Genomic DNA, 16388 nt, shown 5'->3' with positions numbered 1-16388 from the left:
TTTATTATTTAGAAAATAACTTTATTGACCATGATTAATGACAAAATAAAAATAATAAAACGTAAACTTCTATTTCAACAGGACAGTATTTTGAATCATATTTATTTTCTACTTGAATGGTATGGTTTGTTACTTATCACCTCTTATGAAAGGAAAGAGATAACTAAGTCATTGCAAATAGGTCCAATATTTACCGGTTCGACGTATAACATAACTAAGTTAAAAATACCATCTTTTAAGAAAAAATCGCTTGATAACTTGATTTTCTATGTAATCGACATTAAGGCATAGTACCAATTTATTCAAAAAAATCCTACATTCGAAAAATTCTATAGCGCTCTTTTAAAAGATTTATTAATTGAAAAAGAACAGCATGAATTGAGTCTTCTTTAGGACTCACCTCAAAAAAGATATCAAAATTTTTATCGAAATATTCAGATTATCTTAAAAGAATTCCTCAATGGATGGTCACCACTTATCTGGGTATTACGACAGAAGCCTTAAGTCACTTTAAAAAAATAGTTAAATAATAGTCTCTATTATTTAGAATATAATTTTACACCTTCCATAAAAATTAAATTAGGATTTGTTAATCTATTTATTATTGTAACATGGTGTAGTATCTCATTTTTACAATGAGGACATTTTATATTTTCTTATAGAAGAAAATTTTTCTTTATAATTAAAATTAGAAAAAGATTTGACTACATCTCATAATAAATCCTAATATATATTATTCTAAATAACTTTTTTAAAATCAAATTTCCTTAAAATTAAATTTTGGAAGATATTACAATAAAAATGTGGAAAATACCAAGAAATCTAGCTATATCTCATAAAATGAAAGTTATAATTACAAAAAGAGTGACCAAAATTTCTCAGCAAAAGAATCTGGATAATGATATTATTTATCTACGTTTCGGTACGACGAAAATCGTTAAAAAATTATAAAATGAACACCTATAAATGTGAGTACTATAGAGCCAGATTATTTTTATCTATTAAAAATATATGCCGCATTAAAAGTAGAAATATTTTATAAAAAATTATTAATTTTTTTATCCTATCGATTCTAAATTCTTATCAGAAAATGATCCGAATTTTATTAATCTATTTCTAATATCACTTAAATCTTTATTGAAATATTTTTCAAAAAATAATTACTCTCAATGTATTACATAGATCAAAAAATAAAACTTCTTTTCCTCCATTTTTCTTTCTATTATTAACAACTTATCTTTCACATACAGGATTAGTCCCTTTATATCATTTATACCAATCGAAAATACATGCTTACAGGCATTCCCATATGAACTACTTTTTATTGAATTTCGATATCTTTCCTTTAACTTAGAAAGATTAGTAAAATGATATAATTTATGTTGTTCTATTTCAAAAATTATTAATATAAAATTTTTTAAAATATTATCATACATATTTTTAAAAATATCGATTTCTTTTATAATTTAAATAAAAATCGATTTTTTTAAATTATTTCTTAAATTGAATGATTCCTTTCCTCTCTGTTTATTTTAAAGCCTTCTATTATTTGAAATTCCTGATAAAAGATTTTTTAATTTTTTAATATTTTTTCAGAAAAATTATTCCTATTAATTTAGAAAATCTTTTATCTATTTTTTCTCCAAAATAAAATGACATAGTTAGATAAAAATTAATTTTACAAATTTTTATCAATAAAAAATGAAATAATATAATTTTTTTCAACGATTTTCAAGTCAACTAATTCTTGATAAGAATCAATAAAAAAATTAATTTCCGATATTATTTCTAGAAGGTGTTTATAGATAAGATTAGAAACACTATTAATGTATGATTCAAGTTAACTATCCGATATATAAATATCTAATTTATATTTATTTTTTTAGATAAACTATCCTATTCAAAGCAGTGGTAGTCGATTCAAAATTAGTACAAGACAAATTGACATCATTATCTAAAAATTTTAGTTTATAAGTTTCTAAATTATCCTGAATATAATTAATTAAATAATAAAAAACAGAAACACTTAATTTTTCTTCGTTTGAATTATTGATAAACTCAATACTAGAATTTCGAATATCTTGAAATAAATTTTTAATTCCTTTATTTCGATTTATTCTATTTTCTTCAATTAAATTTTTATCTAAATTTTCTTTTAGAGAATTAATCTGATTTTATAAAATAATTCCTTTATGATTTTATATAATAATTAATAAATTCCTTTAAAGATTAAGCATTTTTAACTAGATGATAAGGAAATTTTCCTACCCTATTGATATTTCTCTGTTTTTAGTTTTTAGTTTTTAATTTTTTTAACTAATAGAAAAGTCAATATTAGATACAGATATGAAATTCTATAACAAAAAATTATATATTCCGGAAGAAATATAAAACTTATCAAAAGGCATACTTTCGAATTTCATAATAAGTAGAAATATTTTATAATTTCTATCTGTATCTAAAGAGAGACATTTTTTTCTGTTCAGGATTCCATAAAAAATCTAAATCAGTATAATTCCAATAAATATTAATAATTAACTGAAAACTCTCCTCTTTTAAAAGATTTTCTAAAAAATAATTTTCTATAAATTTTTTTAAATCAGTGTACCATTTAACATGACAACGAAGTTGAAGTTGATTTATAATAATAATATTTATAAATAAATAAAAATATTTAATAGAAATCTTTTTTCTATATTCTTCGAACGAATAATTTTTTAATAAATTTTTTTAACATAAGACTTAATATCACCTTTTATTGCCATAAAGATAAATTATTGATTAATTAAAAAACCTATTTATGAAGAAATCCAAACGACAATTCTGAAGAAAATATTAAATTTAAAAATTAATTTTGGTTTTCGATTTCTTTAATAAAAAAGTCTTTGAGTTTCTAGATCAACGGAATTAGTCAGGATTTTAATTAAAAAATATTAATAGGATTCATCTATCCTAATAATAGATAAGAAATTTTATATAATCTATTTTTAGTTATTAACTAAACTATATTTAATGTTTTAGAATTTTTATTCATTGTGATTCTCAGAATTAATTATAAGTTAATTTAAAATATTAATTAGTGATTGTTAGTCAGATTTTTTGATAGTTCCAAAAAATTCTTTATCAATATCTTCGAAAATTAAAACTAATTTTTTATCAAAATCTTTCCTTTTGTGATGATGGTAACTGACTTAGCTTAAGTATCTTTATAATACTCATTCTATTTAAAGAGATTTAGTAATACTAATTTTTTTAATGAATTTAATAATGTTATTTTATACAGTCTCGTTTGTAACGAAGAAATATTTTATGGATGTTGGTTCCTTTCTTCATACCATAATAAAATCTATAAAATAAAAAACTGAGAATATAATATTCTATAAGGATCAATCACATTTTTAATAAAACTTTAGTAAAAATAATGAATTTTCTTTAGTTATGTTGAAGAGAAATGATATACTAGGCATTCTTTAACCTTTCATATTTAACTAAATTATCTATTTTCTTTCGTATTAGATAAATTTTTAGCTACTAACTTTATCTATAAAAAAGCAAGCGGGTCCTTGATAGTTTATTGTATTGATAATATTAACTCCCTCAGGAATTTATTTAAACTCATTCGAATTATATACAACTGCATCAAAAAATTTAAAATAATCTGTGAATTTAGTATTGGGAATAACTTAAAATAACTACAAACGCACTTTGAACCGTATTTTAGCTTTAAAACAAATTAATTTCCTGAATCAAAACTACACTTTATATCGCAATATTCCAGATTAGTATCTTATTGATGCAACTATTTAAATCAACCCATTTTTTCCAAATGACTTCTTTGTTGATATTTTGAATATTCCTTGGTAAATGTTTTCTTCCACTATATATTCGTGCTTACATGAAATAGATTCTCTCTATTGACATAATTTTCTGGAACGTTAATTTTTTTCACAATAGTTTCAATTAGATTATCCGGTATGATTGATAATTTCGAAGCAGCTTCCTCAAACGCTTCAATAATTGATTGGCAGACTGTCTATAATTCATCATTTAATTTTCCGATAAAAGCGATCTCTTCTTTTCAGAGAATTATAACTTTAGCCTATAAAAATAAAATTTCCGTTATAGTGACAAAATTTTCTAAATATAAAATCTTCTAAATAATCGTCAATATTTTGATACCAACCAGTAATCCATTTTCTTTGGAATCAAAGGGCACCACAGTTGACGGGAATCCAAAAAGAGAGATGTTACATTGGAATATTAGCACCAATGAAAGCAGCAAATAATCTAAGATAAATTCGGATAATTTCTGCAAGATCAGGCATGTCTGTTTTATCAGAAATTTTCACACCTAATTTAAAAAATATTCTACAAAATTATCAATTAATTTATTGATAATGATTTATTAATAACTGTAGCTTTTGGACAAAACGGATAATTATTGATGACAAGTATACAAAAATCTTGAATACAGTTATGTCGAGAAGACGGCAAATTCATTTGGTAGCCTTTGCTATCCCATCATTTATCCAGTCCAACTAAAACCTTTAATCCTAAAATGAAGTCGATTGCACTTCACTCCAGATTGTTATTCGTTCAATAAATGAAGTTATAGGTTTTCCAGTCTTGTAACATGAAAGGCACATTCATTTTACCAAACACAATAGTTCTTGCTTTTTTAGGACGACTAATAACCAAAGCATCTTCGGGAGAAGAACAACTTTTAAAAACCGGATTATCCTACGTAGTAGGCAACCCAACAACATTAAAAGATTCTTTAACTATTATTAGAAGACCTAATAAAGATAATCGTTCATTGTTTTCAATTGCTTTATCTATTGCTTTATATGCTATACGCGCCCGTTCGAAATCACCAACGGCAACGGCATTAATTTTTTTATCGAGCAATCCTATGTAATTAATTTTTTTAAGAAATTTCTCTGAAGAGATTTTTTTGTTTTCCAAGTTAATAACAAGCTCTATGGAACTTCAATATTGTAATTCGCTATCAGTCTTCATATATTCCTTTATTTAATTAGATTTTTAAAACTAATAGCTAAATAGTTCCATCTACTTATCGTAATAATTGCCATCGTTAACTCAATAATTTCATGTTCATTAAAAGAATAAAAATTTTATTATAAACATTATCTGAAGCATGGGATTCAGATAAAAGATTAACCTTTCCAATTCAATCAAGGGTAGCACGTTCTCTATCTGTAAATAGTGGAAATTCCTTAAAAGATAAAATTTCATATAATAAAGTCTCTAATTCTCTTTTTTATAAGATTTTTTGTGCATACCAAAAGTAAGAACAACGATTAATTTTTTAAGCTCTAATTTTTATAAATTCTATCAAAGATTTTTCTAAATATACTTTTTAAAAATATCTCTCAAGGACCAACATAATATCAACGGCGTCTGGTAAAAATTTTTATAATTGATTCTTTTCTACATAATTTCTCTCTAGGTTTAAATAGACCTGACCAAAAAAATTCTCGATTTTTGCTTTAATCTACGGTAAAATTGATAATTGAAATACAACGCCGATAATAATTATTTCCATAAGAAAAACAGTTTTAAAAAAATTAGTATATAAAAAATCTTAATTTTTATCTATTTTATACATGAAAAATTTATATCACACTAACTTAGTGCAAAAAGTTACTAGATTACTATTTCATAACTATAACATTACACGAGACTTAATGATTAGTCCTTTTGAGAATTGAAACAACCCATATATTTTAAAAATGGAAACGAGATTGATAATGAGGAAAAATTGATCTCGATATTTCATATAAAAAACCTAATCGCTCATCTAGATCCTGCATATAATTCAAAGAAATGGTTATGATAATCGTAAAAAATATTTTTCTTCAGATTTTATACTCTTACGACTTAGTAAAATAGATAGTCCAGTTTTTTATTTTTTTCAAATTTCTTTAGATCAAATACATCTACTGAAAAATATAAATGATTATAGTTCTTTTAAATAGGATCTCCTTCCATCATTTCTATCCAAATTCTAGAAATATAAAAAATTTTCTCTAAATATTTAAAAGGTTTTATCTCCAATAGAATAAATTTGTTTGGAGTTGAAAATTTAAAAAATTAACTATTTTATTTATATCTTTACAAATAAATGTGATGTGACTAAGACTTTTTATTTTAAGATTTGATACAATATTGCAACAGAAATTTTCTGATCGTATTTGAATTATTGAATCTACATTTTTATAATATACATATTTTTAGATATGTATATAATTTTATTGTATTGTATCGGAAAATATATTTTTTTAAAGAGAAAATATAAATCTTAACGTACTACCTTCTGAATAAATAAAATGTGGAGTTATTCGAAGTTTTTGGAGAAGAAAAAATATTTGATTCTAAATAGATGGTAGATCCTCTAAATAAAATATTTTTAAAAAAATACTTGAAATTATTGGTGAAATAATTTTCTGAACATTTTGAGCCTATTCTTTATATGATTGCATTTATTTTTTAATATTCCCATATGTCTCCATGCAGTAAAAAATGGTAGAATTATATTTTAATGTTTCTTATATAGAGCTCACCAATGATATTACTTTTTTTAAATAGTTCTCCAATGATATCAGGCATAAATTTTTTCCTAAAGTTTTTTTATTTTATTTCGTTCAGCACTAGATTTTTTGATCTTATTAGAAATAATTTCTGATACTAACATAATTTGATTATAGTCTGTGGATTATTTATTTACTGTAGATGGTGTATAAGTGACTAGATGATTAAAAATCATCAACCGAATTCGCTATGCAAAAATTGAGGACGAAAGTGGATCCAATCACTTCGTCCAATCGATTTTCTAATCGATCTTTAACATTAATCTGTAAATCGAAATAATTAAATTAATTTAGTGTTTAAAATTTTAATGAAAATAACTTTATAAAAATTAAATTCGTTAATCAGTGTATACAGTGTGGTTGGAATTCCAAAATCTATTGTATGAAATCATGATTTTTGAGAATCTTTATAAATTTTCTCTTATTAAAAAAATTCTAAAGAAATAAATAGAATTTAAAAATTCCTGTTTTTATTATAAATTTTTATTTCTTAAATCGATCAGATCTAGACCTTAAATAATTTTCTCTTCTTGAAAAAATCGGATATCGTGACAAGAATAATCTCATGTTTTTTCAGATTTATTTCAATTAACAATAAATACATTTTATATGTTTTTAAATAGCAGAAAATATATGTAATTGATTATTGACATTATGAGAAACATCTTATTTTTTGATCTATTTCTAAAATTTTTTATTCATCAGCCCTAATATCTTTATATTATTATTTAATAAAATTTAGAAGATCATTCAAATATTATAAAAAATTGTTATTTTATTTGATAAATAAATTGTCATACTTTATTGGCACATATCTGGTAGAATTTTAAATTTTAATCAAATCGTTATGACGATTTAATATTCTGTCGATCAAAATTATCTTCTCTAAACTGCCATATATCAACCCGTTAGAAAAATATTCGGTCGCTATATAAATTTTTTTGTAAACCGATTTTCTTGTCTAATATAAGGAATATCATCAGCAGGTTGATAATTTTGCGCAGACCATCTATATGTAATTTCACTAATTCCAAAATGTTTTCTTAAAAATCTTTCTATTTTAGTATAATTTTCTATTATATCAGGTCCTTTCCTGATTTTATGCTGGATTCTAAAAACTAATAAAAGTTATACATCTAAATGTTTAACGATATGAGTTGAAGAAATTTAATGATGGTCATCAATTCTCTAACAATATCTCTCGGGAAGTTTTATATCTTTTAACCGAACTGCTATAACATAGCTACGATAAGAAGAAATCTTTATTCAAAAATTTTGAAATATAGTACAATTTTTTTATGCAAAAAATTATCGATTTCTATTAAAATTGTAAGATGTTAAAACGAGATTGATTTTATAAGATTTTCGAATTTTAAAACTAAATTATTGAAGAGTCAATGAATTTATAAAGTAAATAGATACTTTAATTTTTGTAAAATTTCGACTTCATCTTCCAGAAATTTAATTTTATCTTTATCAGATCTGTATAAATAAGATGACCGACGATTAAAATGATAATCTATTTTTTTATTTATCAAACTTTTTATTAATAGCTTGAAAATAATGTTTCGGTAGAATATAGAGATTTTCTATGGAGAAAGCAGTAGTTCCATTTATAATTTGACCTATCTCAATAAAATCTAATTTATTTCTTGCCTCCATTAACTGAAGAGCGGCTGTAAGCCCCAAATACTAACTCCAATAATAGTACATCGACTTTTAAATTTTTATTAAATGGGATAGTCATTTTTTCTCAGAAATAGGCTTTTATGAGGATAGATTTTCCATAACACATCTCTAAATCCTTAGAATTACTATTCTATCAAGAAATTTAATAATGCCTAGATTTTTTAAACTTTTTCAAAATCCTAAACAATAATCTCAAAAGTTATTGCCGAAGCATTCTTAAATTATAGGTTGGTGTGATTTCCTCAGTACTTCGGATAGGATTGATATCTAATCCTCCTCTTCGTGTATATTGCCCCTGAACCGTTAATTTTTTTGATGGCAATTGGTTAAAATATCGATAAATAGCCGTTCCACACATCGCTCATGAAATTCATTATGATTTCTAAAAAATACGATATATTTTAATAATACAGTTTTATCAATCTTTGGGCCTTTATAAATTATTTCTACAGAACTACAGTCAGGTTGTCCAATTATCAATCAATTGGACTTTAACAAATCCGAATAAAGGGATTCTTTCACTGTCGTTTTTAGATCGCCTGGCAAATAGTTAGGCATAACATGATAAGTGTCGCATTCTATATCGAGTGCATTTAAACTTTCTCAACAAAATCCTTCTATTTCAATACCACAAATTGATTTTGGCTCTGAAAGAGTAACAACCACTAGTCCCTAAACAGTTTTCGTAATTCCCTGTTTAATGAATTTAAATAAAGTTTAAAAGATTTAGATTCAATAATATTGCTCGATCAACAAGCAATATCAAATCGTGCAATTGCTCTACTACGGGCTTCCCTTTAAGGTTTAACCACAAAACTTCGTAAGGATTCCAAATGTCAAAACCTTTAAAAGGTATTAGCTTCGAAACCCTTATTTTGTCTCTTTTAATTTTCCTCGCAATAAGGAAAAAGCAAAAAGCAAATCGGTAGATAGACTTTTTGCCTAAAAGTGCTTTTGATTTAAGGTAGGACAGGTTTCCTTCTCTCGGGACGATTCCGCAGTTCTCGATTTAGTCATTTTTGAATTCTATTAAAACTTGCTAAATAATAGCATTTTTTCTTTTAGTCCCCAATAATAAGAGTTGAACAATCCGAAAATCAGTTTGATCCTCTCTGATCTTAGCAGGAAATCGGAACAACCACCTTCAATCTCTAATTAATGCTACATAGTATTTTGGAACTGCGTATCTCTAACTTCGCTATTCTCAAAAGGGAAAGGATCGAGAGGGCTCCGATTTCCTTTGGTATGGACAAGAAGTTCGCAGGATATTCAATTCCGAAGCAGAACTCTACTCAAAAATAACTCCAGTCTTTGGAATTTTTTTATGTTACACAATTTACTAACATACTTTTTCCCAATCATCTCCAGCAAGAATATGATTTGGCTCAAATCTAGCTTTTTTGAGATCTAATAAAGAAAGGAACCACGGGATTAGTATGGATAATCCTTTTAACCTCTTCAGTTAAAAGATTATTATTGTCTAAGAGTGTTAGCGCTTCACTGACTTCGAGGGGATTGATTTGATATTCCGTTGATGATTTTTCTAATCGATGGAATCACTTCCCCGTCAGCATAGATTCCATCTATAATCGCTTCAATAATTTTCTCTTGAAGCTGTTTATAAATGGGTTGTTTGTCTTTCCAGCGCATCATCTCTGGTCTTATTCCTTATTTTTAGTCTCGCTTTTATCTTCAGCCTCATTTTCAATTATTTTTCTGCTTTGCTCTGTTGGGTGCCCTCTGACACGATGATCCACATCAAAATATAAGCAATAATCGCAAAGCCTACCAAAAATAAAATCACTAAAATAAAGAGCAGCCGCAGATTATTGGATCAACGTTGAAATTCCCCCACCATTCCAGCAATCTTACGGTTGGTACGGGAACGATATAAGCGTTTAATTGTATTAGGCATTATTAATTCTCCGATGTGCTGTACTGAATAATTACAACACCATATATTACCCAGTTAGACAACCGTTTTTTTCCACATAACATCATAAACTCTAGCGTAGGATGGATTACGCGCCTACGGGCGCTAATCCATCTTACCTAATCGCAAAAGGTCTCTAACTGCATAGTCGAGGGTTCTTTTTTTAGACTCTTAGTATATTATCTAACGCGGCGGAGGATGGGTTGTATATTAAGCTTAAAGTATTTACAAGCTATAAATAAAAACGCTTTTCGAATAAATTTGCAAATATTCCCTGATGACCCCCGCATCAATAAATCCTAAAGATGAAATCATATTCTTTACCACCGTGCACTTGACGGATAATATTCATAACATGCTCGGATCGTTTGGGAAATGTTCTGCTCTTTAATCCATAAATAAATCTTTAACTTCATATGGCAGACGAACCAGAGTATAGTTCGCATGCTTTACTCCCGCTTCACTTGCTGCTTTTAAGATATTCTCTAATTCCTTATTATTAATCATAGGTATCATCGGCACTGCTATCACGCGAACTGGAATACCTGCTGTTGTTAAATTCGAAACGGCTCGTAATCGCGCTTTAGCTGTGGAGGCTCTGAGGTTCTAATATTTCTTTTAATTCATTAGAAAATGAAGTAACACTTATCGCTACTGTTGTTAATCGCCATTTTGCCATGTCCGTTAAAAGATCGATATTCCGCTCAATCATTGAATTTTTGGTAATAATATATATTTACTGGGTGATTATGGGTATTCAAGACTTCTAAAATACTACGAGTTACTTTTAAGTTTTTCTCTACTAGCTGATAAGGATCGGTATTAGCGCCTAATATAAGAAGAGATTTACAGATATAACTGGTCTTATTAATTTTTTTCCAAGTAATTGTACCACGTTAACTCTATAAAAGATTTTCGTTTCGAAATCGAGTCCTGCCGACATGTTCATATAAGCATGACTCGGTCTCACGTAACAATAAATACAGCCATGCTCACAACCCCGATACAGATTAATCGATTGTTCAAAACCAATATCCAGAGAATCGTTACAGGTAATAACAGGTAATAACCGTTTTGGCGTTATCTTTAAAGAGCGTCGTTTCTAATGGGGGCAGCGATTTGTCTTCTGCGTTACTATCCCAACCATCATCAAACTTCTCATATTTTTCTTTCTCAAACCGCCTTTCCGGATTGATAATAGCACTTCTGTTTTTGGTAATTATGATATTCCTCAATATAAGTACAGCCTTTCAGCCTTTACTTAAAAAAAACGTAGACTGATGATTTCACAAATGAATATTAACTTTCTTGCAAGAGATAAGAGAGATTTTATGCCTCATGCAGAAACTGTTGGAATTTTTTTAAAATGGTCCGACACTGCTTTCTGCTGTTGTAAAAGTCGTTTACTAAAACCTTCCATCCAGAATTCGACAATCATTAATCATTATATTTGTATTTGTATTTATATTTTCTATAAACGAGCCTCACCGGGATTTTCAAGACAGTTAAGTATTTGAACCAAAAAGCCCACTCCACGCTTCCATCCAGGATCTCGATAAAAAAATTTATTCCATATTTACAATGATCAATCTTTATTGATACATGCTCATAACGTTCCTGACCTGTGTTCGTAGATAGAACAGTGGTTTTTCGAAAAAAATGTGTTGTAAGAATGGCCTTGTAATTCTTCAACCAAAGCTTTTTTCGTAGCATGGACTCTTTTTTTCCTATTCTTGTGCGTTTTACAGGACCAAGAGGCTTCATTAAGTCTGTTTCTAATTTTTTAATTTCCTGATTCAAAATTTTTATATATTCTTTATTTTCTTGATCTAATTTTTTATCAGGACAAATAAGGGATCTGAATCTTTAATAACTTGTTGAGCTTTCTAGGTTTGTTGATACTTTTCCGAATCCTTTTACTTCTAAAGTAGTATGGCTTCTTTTTTTAGGACCGTCAGTCACGTCTCCATGCAAGAAGAAGTACCATCAAATCTCCAGATCTCTTCATTACAAGCATGAATCATTCTATAAATTTCTTCATTGCTTTTTTGATCTTCACGAACGGCCTTGACCACTATCATCCAAAAGGCAAACCCAATCATGGAGTTCATTCCGCTCTGGATGTCAAAGAGTTTCCAAACTAAAGTATTTCAAGAATTATCCTTGCTTGCTTTTGATGCATTTAAACGACTATTCAAAAATTTCTCTTCTTCTACAGGCATCATAATGTCTGCTTTGTTTCCAATAAAGGACAATGAAATTTAAGAAGCCATCTAGGGGTATGACTGTATTCTGCATAGATATCCACTAACTGCCGTAGCCCGTTATGCTAAACCAATGCAAAAATTTATCTTCAAACACCTGAAACACTAATATTGCACCAATGATAATACTCAATAAATCGAGCCAGGGAAAATCTAAGAGCCGTGCTTAAAAAGGATGATTACGACGAAAAACGATTCCAGAACTTCGCTCTTGATGAGCAAAGCGCCGATTATCGAGAAATAAACTAGCCAAGGTGAGAATAATAAACCCAACCGCGGTTTCCAAACCCACAAAATTGGAAAACTAATCAGGTTGTTAGATAAGTAATTAACATACCAAAGTAAAATGCCCGATAAAAAAATAAGAAAAAGATTCGCACAAAGTTGATCATTTTGAAATACCTTATATCCCAAAAATCCTGAATGTTTTTTTCGATTGAATAAAGCATGATCAAGTAACGTCGCTAATAAAATACACACCTTATAGAGAAAAGGAAAAAGATATTCAAATAACCATGTGCCAAGAACACCCCATGCGCTAAAAAATAATAAAAAAGAAATATTATCATGGTGCTAACTAAAAAAAATCATAAAATTAATGATATGGCAGTAACAAAAAAGAGAAGAGCTATTAAGGGGGCCAATATCCATGCGTAAAGATTTACAAATAATAAAAGTTCTTGAAAACAAGCTAATATGTTATGACTAACCAAAAGCAGCCTTTGATGCATCCCGCTTGCAGAAAAAACTCGCTGTTAATAATTCAAAAAATTTATTTAACAAAACAGCACCAATTACTAAAGATCAATTACTAAAGTAAGAATATCTATTAGCTAATTGTGCTAAGATAATTTCCGATACAAGGCCCTAATGGCTTTTTCCAAAATTTTGCTTTCGTAAATATCATTACACCCACTCCCTTCTATCCAGAAAATCAAAAAAATTAAGCCTTGTCAATAGAAACTAAGCTATACTGAGCAGCTAAACGAATAAGACCAATGTCATTTTTGTATCCGGCAATTAAAAATCCAAGATCACAATATCTGGCTCGTTTTCGCGTATTAGCTTTAGCCCTTCTTCACCGGTGCTAACTTCACCAACAACGGATATACCTTTAATACCATCCAATATCAAAGGAATATTCTGACGAACCATCACGTGATCTTCAATTAAAAGTACATTAATCATGACTGGCTTCTTAATTTTAGCGGATACCCACTTGGGTAATTTATCCAATAGTATCCAGATTAATTTTGAAACAAACAAGGGATCGTTCTTATAATTATAAATATTTAATTACATTTAAAATTTACCTGGTTAGGTATGCTATATTTTGATTTTGATTAATGAGTAACATTTACTAGCAGGAAAACTATAGTAAGTTAAGGAAGTTATGTCTAAGAAACCAGCTTATCTATCCCCTACCAGTAGCATAAAGGAAGCGGCTAAAAAAATGGCGGAATTAGATTGCAACTTTATTCCGGTAGGAGAAAATGATCATTTAATTGGCACCATCGCTGATAGAGAGATATTGTTGTACATTCCATTGCAAAAGGAATGCAAAAGGAAAAAATCCCGATCAGACCTCTATGCGCGATGTGATGAGTCAAGGCATCGAATATTGCTTTGAAAGCGATGATTTGGATGAAGCTATAAAGCATATGGAAGAAAAACAAATCCATCGCTAGTATAATGACCAAAAAAGACTGACAGGAATCCTTTCCTTAGGCGACATTATACAAGACAGTCAAAAGATACAGGACTAAATGGAGAAGCTATCGAGAGAATCTTAGAAGACCAAAATCGTATCCACTAATCCACTAAGCCTCTTTTTAGTTCTCGAATCTACGCCGCTTTCCTCGTTGAAAAATACCTAAAGCGGCTTTATTCTATTGGCTTCTTTTAAAGTTGGCTCTCCACTATAAGTTGCAAAATCCTAGGTAACTTTAAGTTACCTAGAGAGGCTGTTATTTTGGATTTTAATTAAGCGTAGATCATTTAGCTAATCAATATCACTTTATTGACAATTTTTTGTATTATAGTAGGTCTAGGAGCAGGTCTCACATATGATCTTTTTGGTGGTGAGTCCAGCTTAATTCTGATGCCAGGCTTCTATTATGTGTTAGATCATTTTGTGTTCTTGCTCACAATTATAAAATGCAAATAGCTATCGCAACCACCGCTGCCGTAAGCGGCTCTGTCTGGAATACCCACTACTCGAGTCCAATGGCGAAATCAATACATTGACTTTTTTGCTTTTAAAAAAATCGCACCCGGTTTATTAATAGACATTCTTTTAGCAGTTGTTTTGTTAAAGATAATCCCCAGTACTTTATTAAAGCGCTTATTTGTGGCAGTGGTAATGCTTGTTGCTTTTTGGCTAGGGCTCCTACCATCAAGAATGGGACAAACACGTTTGGTCACTATCCTCTTTTAAAAATCGAATTCTATCTACTATTATAGGTTTATTATAGTTTTTGCTCGAAATTGCGGTATTTACAGTTCCTTACCTACATAAATGCGGATTAGATCTTAAAAGAGCTATTGGATGTACCACTTTAACAAGCAGTATATTTTCGGCAGTATCTGCTATTTTGTTAATGATAATAGGATTATTCAAGGTTGGTCTTTCAGGAGACCTCGTTGGATTTGTCAATTTATCCTTGCTTGGAATCGCTGTAATTCCAAGCGCTTTAGCGGGATATTTTGGTTCAAAATTAAGTATAAAATTGCCAAGATCACAATTAAAATACGTATATGTCGTCTTACTTAGCGTTGTGGAATTTTTAATGCTCTGGTAAATGCTCCTTAGAGTCGAGCTTACGCAGCCATTTTTCCAGTTCATATAGTACTCCGATTAAATGCTCTAAACAAAATTCAAAAGCATGAACATTAATAATTCGATAAGCCACCCCTGTAGATTGAAAGAGAAGCCGTATTACTTTATCAATTACCGCATAAATTTCTTCTTTAGGAAGCAAAGTAATTTTGGGTGTTTGTTTCGACGAGAGGGCACTTAAAAAATCAAATAAATCTAATATTCGGCGATGAAGCTCAGAAAGCTCCTTATTCTGAAAGAAACTTCGGATTTGTGCCGACTCCGCTAGAATAGTTTGGAGAAGCATATAGATGCTTCTCAATAATTTTCTTTCGATCAAAAAAATAGCTTGGTAAATAAAGCGTTTCTTTTTTACTCGAGGATCTTCATTTATTGCCTCTTGCAATAACGTGCTCTGCTTTAAAATCTCACTAATCATATTGTTTTCCATTTTTTCTTGCTCTTTTAAAAAATCGAAGGTCAATTCTTTAGTAACAAAGAATTCAAAAAGTGCCTGGAATTGCTGTAAGGTATTGGTAATGCTTACACGAAGGAGCTTTTTGGCGTGCCGAGGAAAAACAAAGCGGCTAACAACGATAGCAATCAAAATTCCAAGGAAAATTTCTAAGGTCCGGTCAACAGCTGTTTTTAATGTAGGCGCTCGGGTATCCAATATCATCACCATCGTCGTGGCACCCAGTAAACCAAATTGAGCTATGTCTGTCGAACTGGAAGCCAAATAAGCAAAAACTCCTATCAATAAAATTAATAGAAAATGAATGATGTTAGGGTGATCTCCTATGAAAAATAAAGCTACACCTGCTAAAAACGCGCCTATAATTGTTCCTAATAGTCGAAAATAAGATTTTCTTATTGCTCCGCCAATACGAATATTCGTGGCCATGACTACCACGATGGTAATCAAAATCCATTGCGGCATTGCCAAATGGAATATTTCTCCGATAAGTACACCGATCAAACAAGCTAACGCGGTCTTAAAACTCCCAACAATGCGCTCTCCGGATAAACGGTTAACCGAATCAGTTAACTTATTGAAAAAAGCGTTCATAATG

The 16388-nt window shown here is 29.0% G+C and carries 12 protein-coding genes and 1 pseudogene; 2 read left to right on the top strand and 11 right to left on the bottom strand.

All coding sequences use genetic code 11. The features are described 5' to 3' along the window. Positions 1-4740: 4740 nt before the first annotated feature. The 10 genes and pseudogenes from MRH55_RS07790 to MRH55_RS04490 all read right to left on the bottom strand — a co-directional run. The gene (locus MRH55_RS07790; RefSeq protein WP_369421529.1) at positions 4741-4908 is read right to left on the bottom strand and encodes an amidase family protein; all 168 of its coding nucleotides are present in this window, start codon (positions 4906-4908) and stop codon (positions 4741-4743) included. A gap of 3591 nt (positions 4909-8499) precedes the next feature. Continuing rightward, on the bottom strand, positions 8500-8658 hold the full coding sequence (locus MRH55_RS04530) for a hypothetical protein (RefSeq protein ID WP_304986203.1): 159 nt from the start codon (positions 8656-8658) through the stop codon (positions 8500-8502). Next, positions 8604-8780: a hypothetical protein gene (locus tag MRH55_RS04525; RefSeq protein WP_304985086.1), complete on the bottom strand. Its 177-nt coding sequence runs from the start codon at positions 8778-8780 to the stop codon at positions 8604-8606. Before MRH55_RS04525 ends, MRH55_RS04530 begins: the two co-directional genes overlap by 55 nt. Before the next feature lie 185 nt (positions 8781-8965). Beyond that, positions 8966-9037, bottom strand: a complete 72-nt coding sequence (locus MRH55_RS04520; protein ID WP_304986131.1) for a hypothetical protein — start codon at positions 9035-9037, stop codon at positions 8966-8968. Next, positions 9007-9156 (bottom strand): tunnelling fold family protein, encoded by a 150-nt coding sequence (locus MRH55_RS04515; protein WP_304986130.1) that lies wholly within the window; start codon positions 9154-9156, stop codon positions 9007-9009. The genes MRH55_RS04520 and MRH55_RS04515 overlap by 31 nt, the downstream gene beginning before the upstream one ends. Before the next feature lie 641 nt (positions 9157-9797). After that, positions 9798-9953 (bottom strand): GntR family transcriptional regulator, encoded by a 156-nt coding sequence (locus MRH55_RS04510; protein ID WP_304985085.1) that lies wholly within the window; start codon positions 9951-9953, stop codon positions 9798-9800. Positions 9954-10620: 667 nt separating this feature from the next. After that, a complete protein-coding gene (locus MRH55_RS04505) occupies positions 10621-10755 on the bottom strand; it encodes a hypothetical protein (protein WP_304985084.1) in 135 nt (44 codons plus the stop codon). Positions 10756-10816: 61 nt separating this feature from the next. Beyond that, complete coding sequence (locus MRH55_RS04500) at positions 10817-10945, bottom strand: hypothetical protein (protein WP_304985083.1); 129 nt, start codon at positions 10943-10945, stop codon at positions 10817-10819. 1246 nt (positions 10946-12191) lie between these two features. After that, positions 12192-12335, bottom strand: a complete 144-nt coding sequence (locus MRH55_RS04495) for a hypothetical protein (RefSeq protein WP_304985082.1) — start codon at positions 12333-12335, stop codon at positions 12192-12194. A gap of 1185 nt (positions 12336-13520) precedes the next feature. Continuing rightward, positions 13521-13685, bottom strand: a pseudogene (locus tag MRH55_RS04490) (response regulator); the annotation flags it as partial. 205 nt (positions 13686-13890) lie between these two features. Here MRH55_RS04490 and MRH55_RS04485 point away from each other — a divergent pair. After that, on the top strand, positions 13891-14127 hold the full coding sequence (locus tag MRH55_RS04485) for a CBS domain-containing protein (protein WP_304985081.1): 237 nt from the start codon (positions 13891-13893) through the stop codon (positions 14125-14127). Between the two features lie 847 nt (positions 14128-14974). After that, on the top strand, positions 14975-15298 hold the full coding sequence (locus tag MRH55_RS04480; protein ID WP_304985080.1) for a TSUP family transporter: 324 nt from the start codon (positions 14975-14977) through the stop codon (positions 15296-15298). On the opposite strand, the gene MRH55_RS04475 is transcribed toward MRH55_RS04480, so the two are convergent. After that, entirely contained in the window at positions 15284-16384 is a 1101-nt protein-coding gene (locus MRH55_RS04475) for an FUSC family protein (RefSeq protein WP_304985079.1), read from the bottom strand. The two genes, MRH55_RS04480 and MRH55_RS04475, sit on opposite strands and share 15 nt — an antisense overlap. Positions 16385-16388 lie beyond the last annotated feature (4 nt).

Origin of the sequence: Coxiella-like endosymbiont, assembly GCF_030643785.1 — a bacterium.
In the GTDB taxonomy this organism is placed as follows: Bacteria; Pseudomonadota; Gammaproteobacteria; order Coxiellales; family Coxiellaceae; genus Coxiella.
The sequence above is the reverse complement of the archived record's forward strand: the minus strand, read 5'-3'. Positions and strand labels throughout refer to the sequence as shown.

Coding starts and splice junctions, on each gene's coding strand:
- MRH55_RS04530 (WP_304986203.1), bottom strand. CDS start 8,658: ATGTGTGGAACGGCTATTTATCGATATTTTAACCAATTGCCATCAAAA.
- MRH55_RS04510 (WP_304985085.1), bottom strand. CDS start 9,953: ATGATGCGCTGGAAAGACAAACAACCCATTTATAAACAGCTTCAAGAG.
- MRH55_RS04500 (WP_304985083.1), bottom strand. CDS start 10,945: ATGATTGAGCGGAATATCGATCTTTTAACGGACATGGCAAAATGGCGA.
- MRH55_RS04495 (WP_304985082.1), bottom strand. CDS start 12,335: ATGATTGGGTTTGCCTTTTGGATGATAGTGGTCAAGGCCGTTCGTGAA.
- MRH55_RS04485 (WP_304985081.1), top strand. CDS start 13,891: ATGTCTAAGAAACCAGCTTATCTATCCCCTACCAGTAGCATAAAGGAA.
- MRH55_RS04475 (WP_304985079.1), bottom strand. CDS start 16,384: ATGAACGCTTTTTTCAATAAGTTAACTGATTCGGTTAACCGTTTATCC.